This is a genomic window from Streptomyces sp. NPDC056296, assembly GCF_042268605.1.
Classification (GTDB): Bacteria; Actinomycetota; Actinomycetes; order Streptomycetales; family Streptomycetaceae; genus Streptomyces.
Genome location: NZ_JBHJRX010000076.1, coordinates 1 through 17,739, shown reverse-complemented (window position 1 = coordinate 17,739; position 17,739 = coordinate 1). Strand labels below are relative to the sequence as shown.

The 17,739-nt window shown below is 70.4% G+C and carries 15 protein-coding genes; 8 read left to right on the top strand and 7 right to left on the bottom strand.

Translation table 11 applies throughout. The annotated features are described in order from the left end of the window. Positions 1-77 precede the first annotated feature (77 nt). Both ACFCZF_RS36565 and ACFCZF_RS36560 read left to right on the top strand, forming a co-directional pair. A complete protein-coding gene (locus tag ACFCZF_RS36565) occupies positions 78-923 on the top strand; it encodes a helix-turn-helix domain-containing protein (RefSeq protein ID WP_376675313.1) in 846 nt (281 codons plus the stop codon). Between the two features lie 58 nt (positions 924-981). Next, positions 982-1,587, top strand: coding sequence for a Uma2 family endonuclease (locus tag ACFCZF_RS36560; RefSeq protein WP_376675312.1), 606 nt, complete (start codon positions 982-984; stop codon positions 1,585-1,587). A 66-nt stretch (positions 1,588-1,653) separates the two neighbouring features. Here ACFCZF_RS36560 and aspS read toward each other — a convergent pair whose 3' ends face one another. After that, positions 1,654-3,417, bottom strand: a complete 1,764-nt coding sequence (gene aspS / locus ACFCZF_RS36555; protein ID WP_376675311.1) for an aspartate--tRNA ligase — start codon at positions 3,415-3,417, stop codon at positions 1,654-1,656. Between the two features lie 180 nt (positions 3,418-3,597). On the opposite strand from aspS, the gene ACFCZF_RS36550 reads away from it, so the two are divergent. Next, positions 3,598-5,778 (top strand): SpoIIE family protein phosphatase, encoded by a 2,181-nt coding sequence (locus tag ACFCZF_RS36550; protein WP_376675310.1) that lies wholly within the window; start codon positions 3,598-3,600, stop codon positions 5,776-5,778. Here ACFCZF_RS36550 and ACFCZF_RS36545 read toward each other — a convergent pair. Next, positions 5,694-6,794, bottom strand: coding sequence for an AI-2E family transporter (locus ACFCZF_RS36545; RefSeq protein ID WP_376675309.1), 1,101 nt, complete (start codon positions 6,792-6,794; stop codon positions 5,694-5,696). The two genes, ACFCZF_RS36550 and ACFCZF_RS36545, sit on opposite strands and share 85 nt — an antisense overlap. Before the next feature lie 65 nt (positions 6,795-6,859). After that, positions 6,860-7,639, bottom strand: a complete 780-nt coding sequence (locus ACFCZF_RS36540; protein WP_376675308.1) for a pirin family protein — start codon at positions 7,637-7,639, stop codon at positions 6,860-6,862. A 21-nt stretch (positions 7,640-7,660) separates the two neighbouring features. Here ACFCZF_RS36540 and ACFCZF_RS36535 point away from each other — a divergent pair, with 21 nt between their 5' ends. The 4 genes from ACFCZF_RS36535 (at position 7,661) to ACFCZF_RS36520 (ending at position 12,957) form a co-directional block, all read left to right on the top strand. Then, positions 7,661-9,439: a recombinase family protein gene (locus ACFCZF_RS36535; protein ID WP_376675307.1), complete on the top strand. Its 1,779-nt coding sequence runs from the start codon at positions 7,661-7,663 to the stop codon at positions 9,437-9,439. A 158-nt stretch (positions 9,440-9,597) separates the two neighbouring features. After that, positions 9,598-10,413, top strand: a complete 816-nt coding sequence (locus tag ACFCZF_RS36530) for a hypothetical protein (RefSeq protein WP_376675306.1) — start codon at positions 9,598-9,600, stop codon at positions 10,411-10,413. A 643-nt stretch (positions 10,414-11,056) separates the two neighbouring features. Continuing rightward, complete coding sequence (locus ACFCZF_RS36525; RefSeq protein WP_376675305.1) at positions 11,057-12,310, top strand: DUF3631 domain-containing protein; 1,254 nt, start codon at positions 11,057-11,059, stop codon at positions 12,308-12,310. Then, positions 12,217-12,957, top strand: a complete 741-nt coding sequence (locus ACFCZF_RS36520) for a hypothetical protein (RefSeq protein ID WP_376675304.1) — start codon at positions 12,217-12,219, stop codon at positions 12,955-12,957. Before ACFCZF_RS36525 ends, ACFCZF_RS36520 begins: the two co-directional genes overlap by 94 nt. 65 nt (positions 12,958-13,022) lie before the next feature. Here ACFCZF_RS36520 and ACFCZF_RS36515 read toward each other — a convergent pair whose 3' ends face one another. The 4 genes from ACFCZF_RS36515 to ACFCZF_RS36500 all read right to left on the bottom strand — a co-directional run bounded on the left by ACFCZF_RS36515 (position 13,023) and on the right by ACFCZF_RS36500 (position 16,063). Next, complete coding sequence (locus ACFCZF_RS36515) at positions 13,023-13,601, bottom strand: HAD domain-containing protein (protein WP_376675303.1); 579 nt, start codon at positions 13,599-13,601, stop codon at positions 13,023-13,025. A 29-nt stretch (positions 13,602-13,630) separates the two neighbouring features. Continuing rightward, positions 13,631-14,323, bottom strand: coding sequence for a class I SAM-dependent methyltransferase (locus ACFCZF_RS36510; RefSeq protein WP_376675302.1), 693 nt, complete (start codon positions 14,321-14,323; stop codon positions 13,631-13,633). A 1-nt stretch (position 14,324) separates the two neighbouring features. Next, positions 14,325-15,236 carry a phosphotransferase family protein gene (locus tag ACFCZF_RS36505; protein WP_376675301.1) on the bottom strand — a complete coding sequence of 304 codons (912 nt, stop codon included), beginning with the start codon at positions 15,234-15,236 and terminating at the stop codon, positions 14,325-14,327. Positions 15,237-15,313: 77 nt separating this feature from the next. Continuing rightward, positions 15,314-16,063, bottom strand: a complete 750-nt coding sequence (locus ACFCZF_RS36500; RefSeq protein ID WP_376675300.1) for a hypothetical protein — start codon at positions 16,061-16,063, stop codon at positions 15,314-15,316. 225 nt (positions 16,064-16,288) lie between these two features. Here ACFCZF_RS36500 and ACFCZF_RS36495 point away from each other — a divergent pair, with 225 nt between their 5' ends. Next, positions 16,289-17,644 carry a tetratricopeptide repeat protein gene (locus ACFCZF_RS36495; RefSeq protein ID WP_376675299.1) on the top strand — a complete coding sequence of 452 codons (1,356 nt, stop codon included), beginning with the start codon at positions 16,289-16,291 and terminating at the stop codon, positions 17,642-17,644. Positions 17,645-17,739 lie beyond the last annotated feature (95 nt).

The following is a 17,739-nucleotide window of genomic DNA, read 5'->3' as shown; positions in this document are numbered from 1 at the left end:
CTTCCCAATGCGAGGGCCTGACCACCAAGGAAGAACAGGACTCTTCCCCGATGGATGCACAGCACCCTAACGCGCCCATGCCCGCCACGTCCCGAACGCCGGACGAAGACCACCCCCACGAGCAGCCGCTCGCGGGCGTCGTCCACGACAACGTCCGCCACACCGAGAGCTTCACGGTGGTCGGCAACCACCTCGTCCAGCACAAGGAGCTGTCCCTGCTCGCCATCGGGCTCTCCTGCTACATCCAGTCCGTTCGCCAGAGCACCTCCGTCGACATCAAGACCCTCGCCGCCCGCTTCCCCGAGGGCCCCACCCGCATCGCCGCCGGGCTGCGCGAGCTCGAGAAGCACGGCTACCTGCAACGCACGTGTACGCGCACGTCCACCGGCCGGATCGTCACCCGCACGGTCTCCCGCAACAGGCCCGGACACAGCAGCGGCGGCACACGGGAGACGGCATCCCGCCCTTCCGCCAGGCGCGCGGCCCAGGAGAAGCCTCCGCCACGCAAGCGCCTCCCCACCGTGCCGCAGCCGTCGTGTCCCGCCCCCGCCCTCCTCCAGGCGGCCGTCGACGTCCTCACCGGCCTGCGCCGCCGCGACCCCCGGCTCCTCCTCTCCGCCACCGACGCCGAACACCTCGCCCCGGGCGTCGCCGCCTGGCTGGAACGCGAGGTCACCCCCACCGCCGTACGCCACGCCCTGACCGAGAACCTGCCCAACGAGCCCCTGATCCGGCCGGCTGCCTTCCTCGCCCACCGCCTGGCCGCCCAGCTGCCGCCGCCACCACCGTTGCGGCCCCCGGCCCCGCCGGTCCCCGAGCCCCGGCACCCGTTCCAGACCTGCGACGGCTGCGACCGCCCCTTCCGGGCCCCGGCCCCAGGCCGCTGCCGCGACTGCCGAACCGATCACCCGGAGGACGCCTAGCATGAACTCGACGATCCTTGCCCGAGCCCGTGGGCACACACGACGAGGAGCGAGCGCCATGACCATCGCACCCGACAACGCGCAGCAGGGCGCCTCCCACCCCTACCGGGCCATGCGCGACTTTGTTCAGTCCTCGGACGACACGCTGCCGGGCAAATTCGAGATCACCAAGGAAGGGATCGTCCACGACATGATGTCGCCCAGCGGTCGGCACGAGCTGACCACACTGCGGCTCCGGAAGCGCCTGGAAAAGGTGATGCCGGAAGAGATCGTGGCGCACACCGGTGAGCCGGACGTGGAGGACGAGCCCGAAGGCGTCATGCGGCGGCCCGACCTGATGGTGATTGCCGAGGAGGACATGGACATCGAGGGGTCGTTCGACCCCCGGTCGCTCATCGCTGCCGTCGAGGTCGTCTCCCGCTCCAACCCGGACAACGACTGGGTGGGCAAAGTGCGCGACTACCCCCTGCTCGGCGTCCCCGTCTACGCGGTCTTCGACCCCCGCACGGGCACCGGCGCCGTCCTCACCGACATCCACACCACCCCGGACGGCCCCCGCTACGCCACCCGCAAGGACTTCGTCTACGGCGAGGACGTCACCATCGCCGACTGGACCATCTCGACCCAGAACCTGCCGCTCTACCGGAGCGAGGACCAGGCGTGACGACGACGAAGGACCCGGCACCGGAGATCGATCCGGTGCCGGGCCCCATGCCGTGCCGTCGGCGGACTACTTCGGCTGCGGCTTGCGCACCGTCAGGTGCAGCTCCCTCAGCCGGGTCTCGTCCAGCTCCGTCGGCGCGCCCATCATCAGGTCCTGGGCGTTGCCGTTGAGCGGGAAGGCGATCGTCTCGCGGATGTTGGGCTCGTCGGCGAGCAGCATGACGATGCGGTCGACGCCCGGGGCGATGCCACCGTGCGGCGGGGCGCCGAAGCGCAGCGCGCGCAGCATGCCGGCGAACTCGCGCTCGACGGTCTCGGCGTCGTAGCCCGCGATGGCGAAGGCCTTGAGCATGATGTCCGGCTCGTGGTTCCGGATCGCGCCGGAGGACAGCTCGACACCGTTGCAGACGATGTCGTACTGCCAGGCCAGGATGTCCAGCGGGTCCTGGTTCTCCAGGGCGTCCATGCCGCCCTGCGGCATCGAGAAGGGGTTGTGGGAGAAGTCGATCTTCCCCGTCTCCTCGTCCTTCTCGTACATCGGGAAGTCGACGATCCAGCAGAACCGGAAGACGTTCTCCTCGAAGTGCCCGGCGCGCTTGGCGGCCTCGACCCGCACCGCGCCCATGATCTTCGAGACCTCGTCGAACTCGCCCGCGCCGAAGAACACCGCGTGGCCGGGGGCCAGGGAGAGCCGCTTGGTCAGCTCCGCGACGTTCTCCTCGGTGAGGAACTTCGCGATCGGGCCGGACAGCTGGCCGTCCTCGCCGACGCGGACCCAGGCCAGGCCCTTGGCGCCCTGCGAGACGGCGTAGTCGCCGAGCTGGTCGAAGAACTTGCGGGGCTGGCCCGAGACGTCCGGGACGGGCAGCGCACGGACGTGCTTGCCGGCGAAGGCCTTGAACTCCGAGCCCGCGAAGATGTCGGTGATGTCGACGAGCTCCAGCTGGGCGCGCAGGTCCGGCTTGTCGGAGCCGTACTTCAGCATCGCCTCGCGGAACGGGATCCGCGGGAAGGGCGAGGTGACCTCGCGGCCGCCGCCGAACTCCGTGAACAGCTCCGTCATCAGCCGCTCGACCGGCTGGAAGACGTCCTCCTGCTCGACGAAGCTCATCTCGACGTCGAGCTGGTAGAACTCGCCCGGCGAGCGGTCGGCGCGGGCGTCCTCGTCGCGGAAGCAGGGCGCGATCTGGAAGTACCGGTCGAAGCCGGAGATCATCAGCAGCTGCTTGAACTGCTGCGGCGCCTGCGGGAGGGCGTAGAAGCGGCCCGCGTGCAGACGGGAGGGTACGACGAAGTCGCGGGCGCCCTCGGGGGAGGTGGCGGTGAGGATGGGCGTCGCCATCTCGTTGAAGCCGAGGGCCACCATCTTGTGCCGGATCGCCGAGATGACCGCCGTGCGCAGCATGATGTTGCGGTGCATGCGCTCGCGGCGCAGGTCCAGGAAGCGGTACTCCAGGCGCCGCTCCTCGTTGACCCCGTCCTCGGTGTTGATGGTGAAGGGCAGCGGCTGGGCGGCGCCGAGCAGCTCGACCTCGCCCACCTCGACCTCGACCTCGCCGGTGGGCAGGTCGGGGTTGATGTTGTCGGCGCCCCGGGAGACGACCTTGCCGTCGACCCGGACGGTCGATTCCTTGGTCAGCTTGTCCAGCGCCTCATAGGCCTCGGTGCCCGGACGGGCGACGAGCTGCGTGATGCCGTGGTGATCACGCAGATCGATGAAGAGGATGCCGCCCAGGTCGCGCCGATTGTGCAGCCAGCCACTCAGTCGGACGTCGGTGCCGACGTCAGAGGAGCGGAGCTCGCCGCAGGTGTGGGACCTGTACCGATGCATCGTCGTTCATCCAGCCTTCGTGGATCGGGGATGGTGTTCCGCGTTTCACGTGAAACAACCCCAGCGTGAAACAACCCCCAGCGTACCGGCCGGGCACAGCTGTCCTCCTCCCTATTGACGCGGCGCGGGCCCAGGGGCGAACGGTGGCAGTCTCCGATCACCTCTTCCTACAGTGGATGAATGCGCACTGGTGAGCCCCTGCCCGAGGTGGGGGGCGTCCTTGCCGCTCTCGCGACGGGCCTGTGGCACTGGGACACCGCCGCGGGGGAGGTCACGGTCGACGCGGAGGCAGCCCGCCTGCTCGGGCTGCCCGCGGAACCGGTGAGCCTCACCGAGGCCCAGGTGCGCGCCCGGCTGCATCCGGTGGACTGGAACGAGATCACCGGGGTGGTCCAGCTCGCCGTCACCGAGGGCACCCTCGCCGAGGTCCGGATCCGGATCATGGACGAGCTGGGCCACATCGTCCGGATCGTACGCAGCCGCTCCAAGCCGTCGTTCGACCCCGTGCGCAAGGCCTACGAGCTGATCGGCACCCTGCAGGAGGTCGCCGAGCCGACGCCGGGCACGCCCGCCGGGCGCAGCGCAGTCACCGGCGACTGGCGCCGCTCCCGGGAGGCGTTCCTCCTGGACGCGGGCCGTGCGCTGGCCGAGGCGCGGTCCACCGAGGAGGTGCTGCGGGTCGCGGCGGGGCTGTCGATGCCGGGGTTCTCCCCGGACGGGCTCGCGGTGTTCGGGGTCTCCGGCGACCGCCTGACGGTCATCGGCCACCACGGACAGCCGGAGAACGACATGAACCCGTTCGTGAACATGCCGCTGGACACGGACTACCCGGCCGCCGAGGCGGTCCGCACCGGCCGCGCCGTCTATCTCTCCTCCCCCGGGCAGTACCGGTCCCGCTACCCCCTCACCTGGCCGCTCGCCGAGCGCTTCGGCCGCCGCTCCTGGGCCTTCCTGCCGCTGACCGTGGCGGGCCGCCCGATGGGCGCCTGGATGGCGGCCTTCGCCTACCCGGTCGCGTTCACGCCGGACGAACGGTCGGTGCTGACCACCGTGGCGCGGATGCTGGCCCAGGCCCTGTCCCGGGCGGGCGCCGCCGAGACCCAGCGGGAGCTGACCGACGGGCTGCAGCGCACCATGCTGCCCGTGCTCGGCCCGGAGATCCCCGGCATGGGCGTCGCCGCCCGCTACGTCCCCACCGGCGGCGGCCTCCAGGTCGGCGGCGACTGGTACGACATGATCCAGTTGCCCGGGGGCCGCTTCGCCCTGGTCATCGGCGACGTCCAGGGACACGACGTACGCGCGGCCGGGCTGATGGGCCAGCTGCGCATCGCCCTGCGCGCCTACGCCGCCGAGGGCCACCGTCCCGACGCGGTGCTCTCCCGCGCCTCCCACTTCTTCCACGGTCTCGCCCAGTCCGACGACGGCCCCGAGGACATGCGCTTCGCGACCTGCTACTACGCCGAGGTCGACCCCGCGACCGGCACGGTGGAGAGCGCCCGCGCCGGGCATCTGGACCCGGTCGTGCGCATGGCGGACGGGACGGCGCTGATCCTCGCCACGGCGGGCGGACTGCCCCTCGGCATCGACCCGGACTCCGACTACCCGACCACGCGGCTCGCCCTGGAACCCGGGGACACCCTGATGCTGTGCACGGACGGCCTGGTGGAGACCGGCGGCCACGACCTGCAGACCGGCTGGCACCGTCTCCGCATCGTCCTGGAGGAACACGACGGCAGCCTGGAGGAACTGGCCGACGCACTGGTCCAGGCCGTACACGGGCCCTCCTCGCACCACACCACCGGCCCGCTGGCCGACCGGCGGGAGGACGACATCGCCCTGTTGCTGCTGTGCCGGCAGGGCGAGGGCTGCGGCTGCGGCGACAGCACCGTGGCCACGCCCTCGGTACGCCGCACGATGCTGACGGTCGCGCAGGCCGAGCCCGCGCGGATCGCGACCGCCCGGCAGCATCTGCGCGACCTGCTGCACGACTGGCCGAGCGAGGAGCAGCGGGACGCCGCGGTGCTCCTGCTCTCCGAGATGCTGACCAACGTCCTGGTGCACACCGACGCCGACGCCCTGCTGGTCGCCGAGGTCGTCGGGGAGCCGGGCGAGCGGCTGATCCGGGTGGAGGTCACCGACAGCGGCGACGACCTGCCGCACAAGCGCCGGCCGGGGGAGATGGCGTCCTCCGGACGCGGCCTGATGCTGATCGAGCTGCTCGCGGACGCATGGGGAGTCGCCCCGCGCGGCGAGGGCAAGAGCATCTGGTACGAGGTCTACGAGTCCGCGGGACCGGAAGGCGGCCCCGGAGACGGCCCCGAAGCCGGCCGCGGCCCCGCCGGCGACCCCGAAGCGGCGTAACGCGCCTGGACCTCGTGGACGACCCCGAACGCCGCCGCGGTGAGGGGAACGGCGAGCAGCATCCCCAGGATGCCCGCCACCGACGCACCCGCGGTGAGCGCGAGCAGCACGATGGCCGGGTGCATCTGCACGGTCCGGCTCTGGATCATCGGCTGGAGCACGTGTCCCTCCAGCACCTGCACGGCCAGGACCACTCCGAGGGCCCACAGCGCGATGACGAACCCCCGGTCGGCCAGCGCGACCAGCACGGCGACGGCTCCGGAGATGAACGCGCCGAGGTAGGGGATGTAGGCGCCGACGAAGACCAGCGCGCCGAGCCCGACGGCACCGGGGACGCGCAGGACGAGCAGCCCGACGGTGATGCAGACCGCGTCGATGAGGGCGATGAGGGTGGTGCCCCGCATGAAGCCCTCGACGGCCCCGAAGGCCCGCCTGGACATCGCCTCGACCATGTCGGCGCCGCCGGGCGGGGCGATGGCGCGCACCGTGCCGACGGCCCGGTCGGAGTCGCGCAGGAAGAAGAAGACGAGCAGCAGGGCGAGCACGGCCATGGCCAGCATCTCGCCGACGACGCTGATCCCGGTGACCACCCCCGAGGCGGCTGTACCGCCGAACTTGCCCAGCAGCTCCCTCGCGTTGGACGCCATGTCGTCCAGCGAGGTCCCGGCCGCCCCGAAGTGGTCGGCGATGTCCTGCGCCGCGTTCCGCAGCGAGGCGATGATCTGGTCGCCCGTCTCGATGAGCGCGGACACCACGATGTACACGGCCCCGCCGACCACGGCGACGACGGCGACACAGGTGAGCCCGGCGGCCAGCGACCGCTGCACGTGTGCCTTCACCAGCCACCGGTGCAGCGGTCTGAGCAGGGCGGTGCCGAGCAGCGCGAGCAGCGCGGGCGTCACCGCGGTGCGGAACTCGACGCAGAGCCGGATCGCGACGTAGACGACACCGCTGGCGAGCAGGATGACGGCACACCAGGCGGCGAACCGACGGACCGGACCGGGAAGCAGCTGCACGCCCCCAGCCGATCACGCACCGGGCGGGCTGTCCTGCGCGGACGGCCCGCCCGGGTGACACGACGTCAGGCCTGGGGCCCGGCCTCCGACATGCCGTGCACCGCCGGGACGGTGCCGAGCCGGCCCTTCTGGAAGTCCTCGAACGCCTGCTGGAGCTCTTCCCGGGTGTTCATGACGAACGGCCCGTAGTGCGCCATCGGCTCCCGGATCGGCTGCCCGCCGAGCAGCACGACCTCCAGGTCGGGGGTGTGCGCGTCCTGCTTCTCGTCCGCGCGGACGGTCAGCGAGCCTCCGGCACCGAAGACGGCGGTCTGCCCCAGGTGGATCGGCCGCCGCTCGGCGCCCACGGACCCGCGTCCGGCCATCACGTACGCCAGCCCGTTGAAGTCCTCCCGCCAGGGCAGCGTGACCTCGGCGCCGGGCGCGAGCGTCGCGTGGACCATCGTGATCGGCGTGTGGGTGATGCCGGGGCCGTCGTGACCGTCCAGCTCACCGGCGATGACGCGCATCAGCGCGCCGCCGTCCGGGGAGGTGAGCAGCTGGACGGAGCCGCTGCGGATGTCCTGGTACCTGGGGGCCATCATCTTGTCCCTGGCCGGCAGGTTCACCCACAGCTGGAGCCCGTGGAAGAGCCCGCCGGACATGACCAGCTGCTCCGGCGGCGCCTCGATGTGCAGCAGACCGGAGCCCGCCGTCATCCACTGGGTGTCCCCGTTGGTGATGGTGCCGCCACCGCCGTTGGAGTCCTGGTGGTCGAAGACGCCGTCGATGATGTAGGTGACGGTCTCGAAGCCGCGGTTCGGGTGCCAGGGCGTGCCCTTAGGTGAAACCAGTTGGGGGTTCAAAAAATCAGCTAGAGTCCCCACATGATCAGACCAGGGGTGGTGACCGGCATGGACATCCATGCAGGTGTCTATGGGCGTCAGTCCGTGGGGCGCGCCAACAAGTCCGAGGTCAGCACGGTCACGCAGCGCGCTGCGGGTGTGGCCGAGGCCCAGCGGCGCGGGGCCGTCAGCATCACTGAGTACGAGGACCTCGGCATATCCGCGTTCACGGGCGACGGCCGCCCCGACTTCGACCGGCTGCTGAAGGACTGCCACGACGGCCGGATCAACCTGATCATCGTCTACTACATCAGCCGCCTGTCACGGATGGATCCGCTGGACGCCATCCCCATCGTCACGGAACTGCTCAACCTCGGCGTGACGATCGTCAGCCTCACCGAGGGCGAGTTCCGCAAGGGCAACCTGATGGACCTGATCCATCTGATCCTGCGGCTGGACGCGGCCCACAGCGAGAGCAAGAACAAGAGCGACGCGGTGCGGGGCGCGAAGAAGACGGCTCGCGAACTCGGTGGCTATGTGGGCGGCAAGCCGCCGTACGGCTTTCGCATGGTCCCCGCGACGCGAACGACAGCCGACGGCAGGCCCGTCGTGATCCATGTCCTGGAGCACGATCCCGACGAGGTCCCGGTGATTCAGGACATGTGGGCGCGGATCAAGGAGCACAAGGACATGCCGTACCGGCCCGGAGGGGGACGCCGACACCCGGGCTCCCTCACGGGCATCTGTGCGCAGATGACCGCCGACGGCGTGCCGACGAAGGGGCAGCGGGTCGGCAAGAAGGCGAAGGACAGCGTCTGGGACCCGAAGACGGCCATGCGCATCCTCCGCGACCCGCGCATCGCGGGCTACGCGGCGACCCCGGTATACAAGCGCCGGGAGGACGGCAAACTGACCAGCACCATCGAGAGCTACCGCATCGAGCGTGACCCCGAGACCATGAAGCCGGTCCAGGCGTACCCGCCGATCATCCCGCCGGACGACTGGCACGAACTGCAGAAGTGGCTCGACGGGCGGGGCCAGGGCAAGGGCCTGTCGCGTGGACATGCCGTCCTCTCCGCCATGGACGTCCTGTTCTGCGACTGCGGGGCGGTGATGACGTCGCACCGTGCCACCACTCCCAACAAGGCCGCGTACCGCTGCCGCCGCCGGAAAGCGCTGCCGGGCCAGCACGAGGGCGAGTGCACGATCAGCATGCAGACCCTGGACCTGTACGTCGCCCGGCGGATCTTCGCCCTCATCCAGACGGCCGAGGACGACCCCGAGACGGCGGTCATCCTCGCCGAGGCTGCTCGACGGTACGCGGCACAGACGGAACAGCCAGAGATCGTGGGCGAACGCCGAAGCCTCGTCACCGAACGGGCCGATGCCAAGCACGCGTTGGAAGAGCTGTACGACAGGGAAGAGGCCGGCGACTACGACGACCCCGTCGGACGACGCCGGTTCCGGGAGCGCAGGGAACGGCTCCTCGGCCGTATGGAGCGGGCGGAGGCCCGTCTCACCGAGTTGGAAGAGGCGGCGACGCCGACGCTCCCGATCCACCTGTGGCTGCCCTTGGGTGCGGGGGACGTCGATCCTGTGGGCGAGGGCTCATGGTGGGAGGCTGCGACGACGCAGGAGCGCCGGGAGTTCGTCAAGTTGTTCGTTCGCCGGGTCACGGTCACCAAGGCGTCCGGTGCGGGAAGGTCGACGCCCGTCGAGAAGCGGGCGACGGTCGAGTTCGTACGACCGGAACAGGCCGAAGGCGATGACGCAGAGACTGGCGAATCGAGGCAGCAGGAGGTGCTGGCAGAAGCGGTCTGACCTGCCGCTGAACCGAGACGAGCGAGGGAGAGTACACCCACATCGCCGGTTAGGGAAACCGGCGATTCTCCGGAGCATTGACGGTGTCCTCGGGGGCTCCGGGCAGCCGCGTCGCTGCTCTGGCGCCCCTGCGTCTCCCAACCGTCAGGAGCCGTCTCTTGCACAATCCCGCACCCGGATTCAGCGCGGCCGCCGCTTCGCCGACCGGCGGTGAGTGTTCTGGCCGTCGCCAGCGGCATCACACAGCCGCGACGCACGACTGCACCCAGCCGCGCACCGCTCGCCGCCAGCAACTCGGCACTCCGCGCACGTGCTCGCTGTCCAGGGCATCCGAACCAGTCGCCGGTGACTGCGACTTCGGCCGCGTCGTCGACGGCAAGATGCTCACCCGCCCGGTCTGGCGCCTGCTCACGGTGTCGCCCCATGTGGCGGAGAGCATCGCGAGCGTACTCGGAACCGAGCCACGGCGGCGATTGGCCAACGGCTTGGGGCGGTTCGAAGTCGTAGCCGAGAAGGCCAATCTACGAGTCGTCATCGAGAATCCTGGCAGGCTGACGACGCAGATGAAGCTGTGGGACTCCCGTGGTCTCGCGCACCACTGCGACGGGCGCGCGTTCCTGTCCCCGGAAGCCGATGCAGGTCACCCCTGCGGGTGCCCGCCCACAATGGCCGAGCGCAGGGCGCGGGCCAGGGCTGGCTGGGGGCCACAGCCGATCACGACACTTCTGTTCCGCCTGGCTGAATGCCCTGACATCGGCTCGTTCCGCTTCAGGTCCTCCTCCTGGCGCTTCGCCGAGGCGGTGGAACGGATACGCACTCAACTGGCCGCGGTGGGTGACGCTGCGCTTTGCGAACTCGCGATCCAATCAGTCGAGTTCACCACCCAAAACGGCCGCCGGGTCTGCTACCACAAGCCCGCTGTGAATGTGCTCGACCCCTGGGCGTCCAGCGCTGCGCTGAGCCTCGCCGCCTGAGTGGCGTTTACGAACGAATCCACCCCGCGCAGCAGCCCCAGCCTGCGCGCACCCCAGGAGCACTATGGAAGACACCTTCCCCAACCCGCAGAACACAACGAAGGTCATCTGGCCGCCGGTCGCCATTCCCGGCCAGACGATGCTGTCGCTCGGATCAAATCCCCACGGAGACCCCGCACGTCCCCAGGGCGGGGACCGTATTCCTGAACCAGTCGGTCCCCACGGATCCGGCCCCGGGGAGCGGGCCACCGCAGTTGATCCGCTGCCTGGCTCAGCGAGCAACGGTGATCCCCTATCGGGCCTGGGGCCCACGCACGGCACCAAAGCAATGGACGCCGGGGACCGGTCCCCGGAACAGACAGGGACCGCACGCTCGACGATCGCCTCTGCCCCGAAAGAAGATCCGCAGGTCAGCGTCCTGCCGACCGGACCTGGCAGCTCAGACTGTGCTGGTACGGACGGACCGGAAGTCGGGGACCGGGCGGAGACTTCCGGTCAGCCGATCCCCGGATCCGGTCCCCGAGTTCCGGTCGCGCATACCACGAATGGGGGTCGCCGTAGGGACGGTCCCCAGAGCGCTTCGGGGACCACGGTCCCCGACGACGGGTCGGGAACCGGTGACCGTGCTGATGCAGGCGGCCAGGTGGCCGTCGAGGGAGCCGTGCTGCTGGACGAGCTACGAGCGGCGATCGGCCGGTACGTGGTGCTGCCCCACGAGGAGGCGTTGACCGCGGTCACCCTGTGGGTGGCGGCCACGCACATTCAGACGGCTCTACAACACGCGCCGCGTCTGGCGGTGGTCAGCCCGACGAAAGGGTGCGGCAAGTCCCGGGTTCTGGACGTCCTCCACGAGACCGTGCACCAGCCGATGATGACGGTGAACACCTCTCCGGCGGTCATCTTCCGGATCATCGGCAAGAACCCGCCCACCCTGCTGGTGGACGAGGCGGACACCATCTTCGGCCCCAAGGCGAGCGGCGACAGTGAGATCCTGCGCGGCCTGCTGAATGCCGGCCACCAGCGCAACCGGCCCGCCTGGCGAATCTCTGGTCCGGATCACAAACCGACCCCGTTCCCCACCTTCGCCATGGCCGCCATCGCGGGGATCGGCGACCTGCCGGACACGGTCATGGACCGAGCGGTCGTGCTGCGGATGCAGAAGCGCAAGCCGGGCGAAAGGGTCACCCCTTTCCGCTCCCGGTATTCGGTGCCCGAACTCAACGCGCTGCGTGACCGGCTGGCCGCCTGGCTGGGTCCGCTGCGCGGGGAGGCAACCCGCACGGTGCCGCAGATGCCGGTGGAGGACCGGGCGGCGGACACCTGGGAGCCGCTGGTCATCATCGCCGACCTGGCCGGCGGCCAGTGGCCCGCCCAGGCCCGTGCCGCCTGCCTGGCCATGACCCGCAACGAGGCGGCCCAGGACGAGCAGAGCAGCCTGAAGACGCGGCTCCTGCGCGACATCCACCGCATCTTCGCGCAGGCGGACAACCCCGAGGCCCTGGCCACTCAGGATCTGGTCGCCTCGCTGCTCCAGGACGCTGAGGCCCCGTGGGCGGAGTACGGCACCAAAGGGCTGAACGCGTACCACCTGAGCAACCTGCTGCGGGACTTCAACATCAGCCCGGCCAACTACCGGTTCGACAAGGGCAGGCAGGCCAAGGCGTACATGCGCAATCGGTTCCTGGATGCCTGGGCCCGCAGGCCGACCGCCCCCAGCGGGTGGCGGACCCGGCCGAACCGTGGCACCGCGCCGAGACGGCCATCCGCGACACCCAGGCCGTCCTCGACTCGGGCGACGACGCCGTGGCCCAGGGTCATCTGGACGCCTTCGGCGATGCCCTCCACAACCTGGCCCTCACCACCAACGGCGGGCACCGGGCCGAACTGCAAGCAGTAGCAGCGGCGTTCAACCGCGCCCGCCGCTCGGTGGTCCGGGCCGACCACCAGGCAGCCACCGCCCTCCGGGAAGCCGCCAAGGAACTCGCCTACACCACGCACGATCCGGGCGGACTCGCCATCGCCCTGATCTTCGCCGCGCTCCACGTGGCGCGCGCCGCCGCCAAGTGGCATGAGCAGCGCGGTCACGAGCAGCAGGCCGCAGCGGCCGAGGAAGCCTTCCGCCACCTGCAGGCCGGTTACCAGCAGGCCGCCCAGCCAGTCCTGGCGGATCTCGCCCGTCGCGCACCGCGCGCCACAACCGCCAGCCGCTTCGAGCAGGACCTGCACGCTGCCCTCCCCGACCACGCCGACCGCGTCCTCGCCGATCCCGCCTGGCCGGCCCTGACAACGACCCTCGCCCGCGCCGAGACCGCCGGCCACAACCCCCGGCGCCTCTTGGCCGAGGTCGGCGCCCGGCGGGAACTCGACAGTGCCGAGCATCCCGCCGAGGTCCTCAATTGGCGCATCACCGCTCAACCGAACAGGCGCGCTCAGGCAGCACGTAGGCAAAGCACCATCAGCGGCACGACGTCCACGTCCGCCGCTCCACATCCTCCGGCCACACCAGTGAACATGACGCCCGAAGAACGTGGTCGGCACCGCTGAACCCGGTCGGATGCCCTCGCCATACGACGCGGCGAGGGCATCGACTGTTCTGCCACGGCTTCGCCTCAGGCTGCTTCGGTTCCGCTCGGAGCAGCGGGTGCACCAGGCCGCACGGCGAGCAGCCGCCCGGACCACGCTCGGGCTTCGGCCAGGTGTTCAGCCTGCAGCCCGGCACGGGGATCAGGCTGTACCAGCAGGGTCGCCGCGCCACGGGCGGTGCGCTCCGCGGCCCAGGTGTGGTCGAGGTCAGTGAAGTCGTCGTCGATCCACATGGCGGGGGCGTCAGCCAGCCACGCGTCGACGTAGTCGCGCTTCCACAGATAGCCATTGGGGTGGCTTGTTGTGATCTTGGGGCGCGGGAGATCGACGTGCGGCAGGGGTGGGAGACCGAGGAGCGGTCCGATCAGAGCGGCGGCGTCCTGGCGCCAGCTGGTGCACCAGACTGGCGTGACCATGCCGGTACGGACCACTTCCATGAGCATGGGGCCGTGGGCGGGGTTGAGCCAGATGGTGACCGGGTCGTCGGCGCTGCGGCCGGCGGGCACGACGTCGTGGCGGGCGTGGGTGGCTGGGGTCGAGCCGTCCGCGTCGGGGAAGGGAATGAGGACGCCGTCGATGTCGAGGAGCAGGTAGGGCGGGCGCATCGGATTCTCCCAGGGGAACTGGTTGGGGGTCAGAGCTTGCGCGCGGTGATCAGCAGGGTGGTGGGCCAGCGACCGTGCCGGGCGTCGTGGAATTCCTGGGCCGAGCTGAGCCAGAGGCCCGCGCGATCGAGGTGTCTCTCCCAGCGGTCGGTGTCGAAGTCCCAGCGGGCGAAGGACAGTTGGGTGCGGTCGGGGAGGGTGACGTAGTCGCGGCGGGGCCGGTCGTCGGTGGCCGGGCGGAGGCCGCCGCGTTGGGGGTGGGGAACGGAGAAGGCGAGAGTGCGGCCGGGCTTGAGGCGCTGGCCGATGGCCGGGAGCAGGAGTTCGGGGGCGACGAGGCCGATGGCTCCGAAGACGGAGTAGACCGCGTCGAACTGCTCGTCGGAGGCTTGCAGGTAGTGCAGGGCGTGACCCGCCACGAAGGTGAGGTTGTTCAGTCGGCCGTAGTGCGAGCGGGCTCGACGGACCTGCAGGCCGACGAGGTCGACGCCGGTGACCTGGGCGCCGTAGCGGGTGGCGAGGTGGGCGGCGTTGTGGCCGGGGCCGCAGCCGAGTTCCAGCAGCTGCTTGCGCCGCAGATCCGGGCCGAGGATTTCGGCGCCGGGCCCGCTGCCGGGCCGCGTGGTCCATTCCATCCGCGCCGGTACGGACAGTGGTTCGGCGGGGCTGGCCGTGGTGCGCTGAAGAGCGTGGACGTACCAGGGGGACGCCTGGGCGAGCACGTCAGACCTCCAGGAGGTGGAGGACGTCGGTGAGGTGACGGCGTACGGCCTTGATGTAGGCGGGGTCGGTGGCGGGATCGTTGATCCAGCGGATGGACTGCTCCATGAACCACTCGACGGCCCACATGCGGTGCCAGCCCAGCGCCCAGTTCTCGGCGGTGAGCCCGCCACGCCGGTCGAGGGCGTCGGGGGTGCCGCCGGCGGTGACGTATTGCTCCAGGAAGACCCGCAGGCGTACGGGGTCGGGGGCGTCGAGGGTGCCGTGCCAGCTGGCGAGGTCGAGCAGGCCGGGGCCGGTGAAGGCGCGGGCGAAGTCCAACAGCCGCCAGCCGTGCCTGCTGATGTGGAGGCTGGTGGGGTGGAACTCGGAGTGCACCCAGCCGAACGGAGCCACCGTGGCACCGGCCGAGCGGGTCTCGGCGGCCTGGGCGATTCGATCGAGCACGTCCTCGACGTCGTCCGCCTCCTGCCACCGGTCGGCCTTGCGGAGTCGGGCGAGGTGCTCCAGGGCCCTGTCCGGCAGCGTGCGGAGCCGGGCCTGGTCGAGCACGGGCAGGGCGGGGGCCGTACGGGTGCCGTGCAGCACTACGGCCGCGGCGGTACCGTCGAGGTCGTCGGCGTCGCGGACGGCGGGGTCGAGGTCCTCCATGAGCATGCCGAGCCAGCCGTCCAGGGCCGCGGAGGCGTGGACCTGCGGGACGGGAACGCCGAGCGTGCGCGCCAGACGGAGAGTTTGATCCTCGCTGTCGAACGGCCGCTTCGCGTACTTGAAGATCGCGGTGGTGGCGTCGGGGAAGGTCAGGCGCTCGACACCGGACATTGACCACACGCGTACCTCCTCGCGCACGGCGGTGGTACGGCTGGCCATGGTGAGCAGGTTGTCGAGGAGTTCGGCGCTGGGGTTCGTGGTCACGTGGGGGCTCCAGAGAGGTTGAGGGCGTCCAGGGCGGGCGAGAGGTGCCGGCCCGCCCCGGAGCCTGGTGTGCGGTGTTACGCGGCTGGGCTCACGCGGTGGGCGTAGACCTGCTCGATCCAGCCAGCCTTGAAGGCCGCGAGGTCGTCACGGAAGGCGGCCATCGAGGCACCGTAGGGCGCCACGACGCCACCGGTCTGGTCCGGCACGGACTGGCAGCCGTGCACGAGTCGGCCACCGAGGGCGGCATGGGCCTTGATGGACTCGATGCGGCGGTGCTCGTTGAACCAGCCGCCGTGGTAGACCTCGTCGAGCATCCCGCCCATCTCGTCGCTCAGGTCGAAGACGACGGAGGTTGCGGCCGGGAAGAACCAGCACGGGCCGACGTTGGAGATGTGCCCGTCCAGCTCCACCTTGTTCAGCGCCATCAGCGTGGCCGCCTCGCGCAGCATCCGCAGGTGCTGGGCGGTGATCTGCGGCAGGCCGAGGCCGACGAGGTGCTCGTCGCGGAACAGGTACGCGTACGCCGCGTAGGCGGTGGACAGCACGCGGGCGGCGTCCGAGGTGGACTCGGCGTGGGCCTTGATGAAGTCCAGCGCGAGCTGCTCGACCGTGCTCTCGGTGGTCTCCTCCACGTCCAGGAGCTGGGACTTGACCAGCTCCCAGTCGGCGACGAGCCAGGAGCTGGACTCGAAGCGGAAGAAGTACTCGGCCGGGTCGATGGTGATGCGCCGGCCGTCGACCTGGATGCCGGGCAGGCGGCTCCAGCGCTCGTCGAACGCCTCAGGCAATACGACCGTGATGGCCGCAGTGTCGATGGTGGTCACCGTGTCTCCGTCTCTGATCGGCCGGGTTCGGGCACAGGAATGCCCGAACCCGGTGTAGGCGTAAGGAACTTCGGGGGCCGCCCAGACGAAGGGGGGAGCCTGGTTCCGGTGTCGGACCGGGGCCGGGCGGCTGATGTTTAGTGAACCCTCCGTCACGCACAGTGGGTACCGTGAGAGGCAGTTGAAGCGGTATACGCGGTTTACAGCTCCGGACGGGAGGCGATCGTGGCAGCGCGAAGAGACCCCAACTCCCGCCTGCGTGACACCATCGACGCGATTGGCTGCACCTACGAGGCTCTGGCGAAGGACGTCCGACGCATCGCCGCAGAGAACGGCGAGTCTCTCCAGACCAACAAGTCGGCCGTCTCCCACTGGGCGAACGGCACGCGCCAGCCCACCGGACGGACCGGGCAGTACCTCGCCGAAGCCCTGTCACGCAGGGCAGGCCGCGTTATTACCCAGACCGAGATCGGCCTGCGCGTACCAGAAGCCGAGGAGGCGGTCGAGCGGGATCCCGTCCTGGCAGCCACCGGCCTGGGCCGCGCCGACGTCGAGCGCCGTCGCTTCCTCGCGGTGGCGGCCTTCACCACATCTGGCGTCGCCATGCCGCTCGCCCACGACCACGAGGCCACCGCACGCATGCTCCGCGCCCGCACCGGCACATCCGTGGTCGGTGCCGAGGACGTGGACGTCGTACGCCAAATCACCGCAGCCTTCAGTGCGGCCGACGAACGGCTCGGCGGTGGCCACGGCCTGACCACGGTCACCGCCTACCTCGCCGACACCGCCGCCCCCATGCTCCGAGGCCGCTACCCGAACGAAGTCTTACGACAGGCGGCCTTCGGCGCCGTGGCCGAACTCGTCTACCTGGCAGGCTGGAAGCACCACGACCTCGGCCAGGAAGGCGCCGCCCAGCGCTACTACCAGGTCGGCTACCAACTTGCCTGCGAAGCCGATCCCCACGGACACGCCGCCTGGATGATGCGCGCCCTCGCCCACCAGGCCCTCAGCCTCAAGCAGCCCCACCACTGCGTCGACCTCGTCGAAGGAGCCCTCACCCGCGGCCTCCGTCACGTCGACGGCCAGACCGAAGCTCTCCTCCACATCACCCACGCCCGCGCCTACGCCGCCACAGGCGAGAAACCCGCAGCGGCCGCCGCCCTGCTCGCCGCCGAAGACGCCCTACTGCGCGACAACGGCCCCCAGCCCAGCTACTCCCGCGTCAGCGGCCCCGCCGCCGGCACCGTTGCCAGTCACACCGCCCGCACGCTCACCGACCTCGCCGACCACATCGGCACCGAACAGCAGCACCGCGACGCCCTGGTCCGGTGGGACCCCGAGAAGTACAAGCGCGTCCACGCCCTCACCTACGCCGACCTCGGCGACAGCCTCGCCGCCCAGGCCCGCGCCGACGAGGCCGTAGCAGCCTGGTCCCAGGCCCTGACCCTCATGGAAGGCATGACCTCCGACCGCACCCGCAAAGCGATCACCTCGCTCCGCTCCACACTCACCATCTACCAGCGCCGCAGAGTGCCCGGAGCCGCCGAACTCGCCCGCCGCGCACACGAAGCGCTGACCTAAGTGTACTGCCCAGGGACGTTGGTCAACCTGGTGACGGGTGGTTTGCCGCCGGTTGCGGTGTGGGGGCGGTGGTGATTGTAGTGATGGAGCCAGGC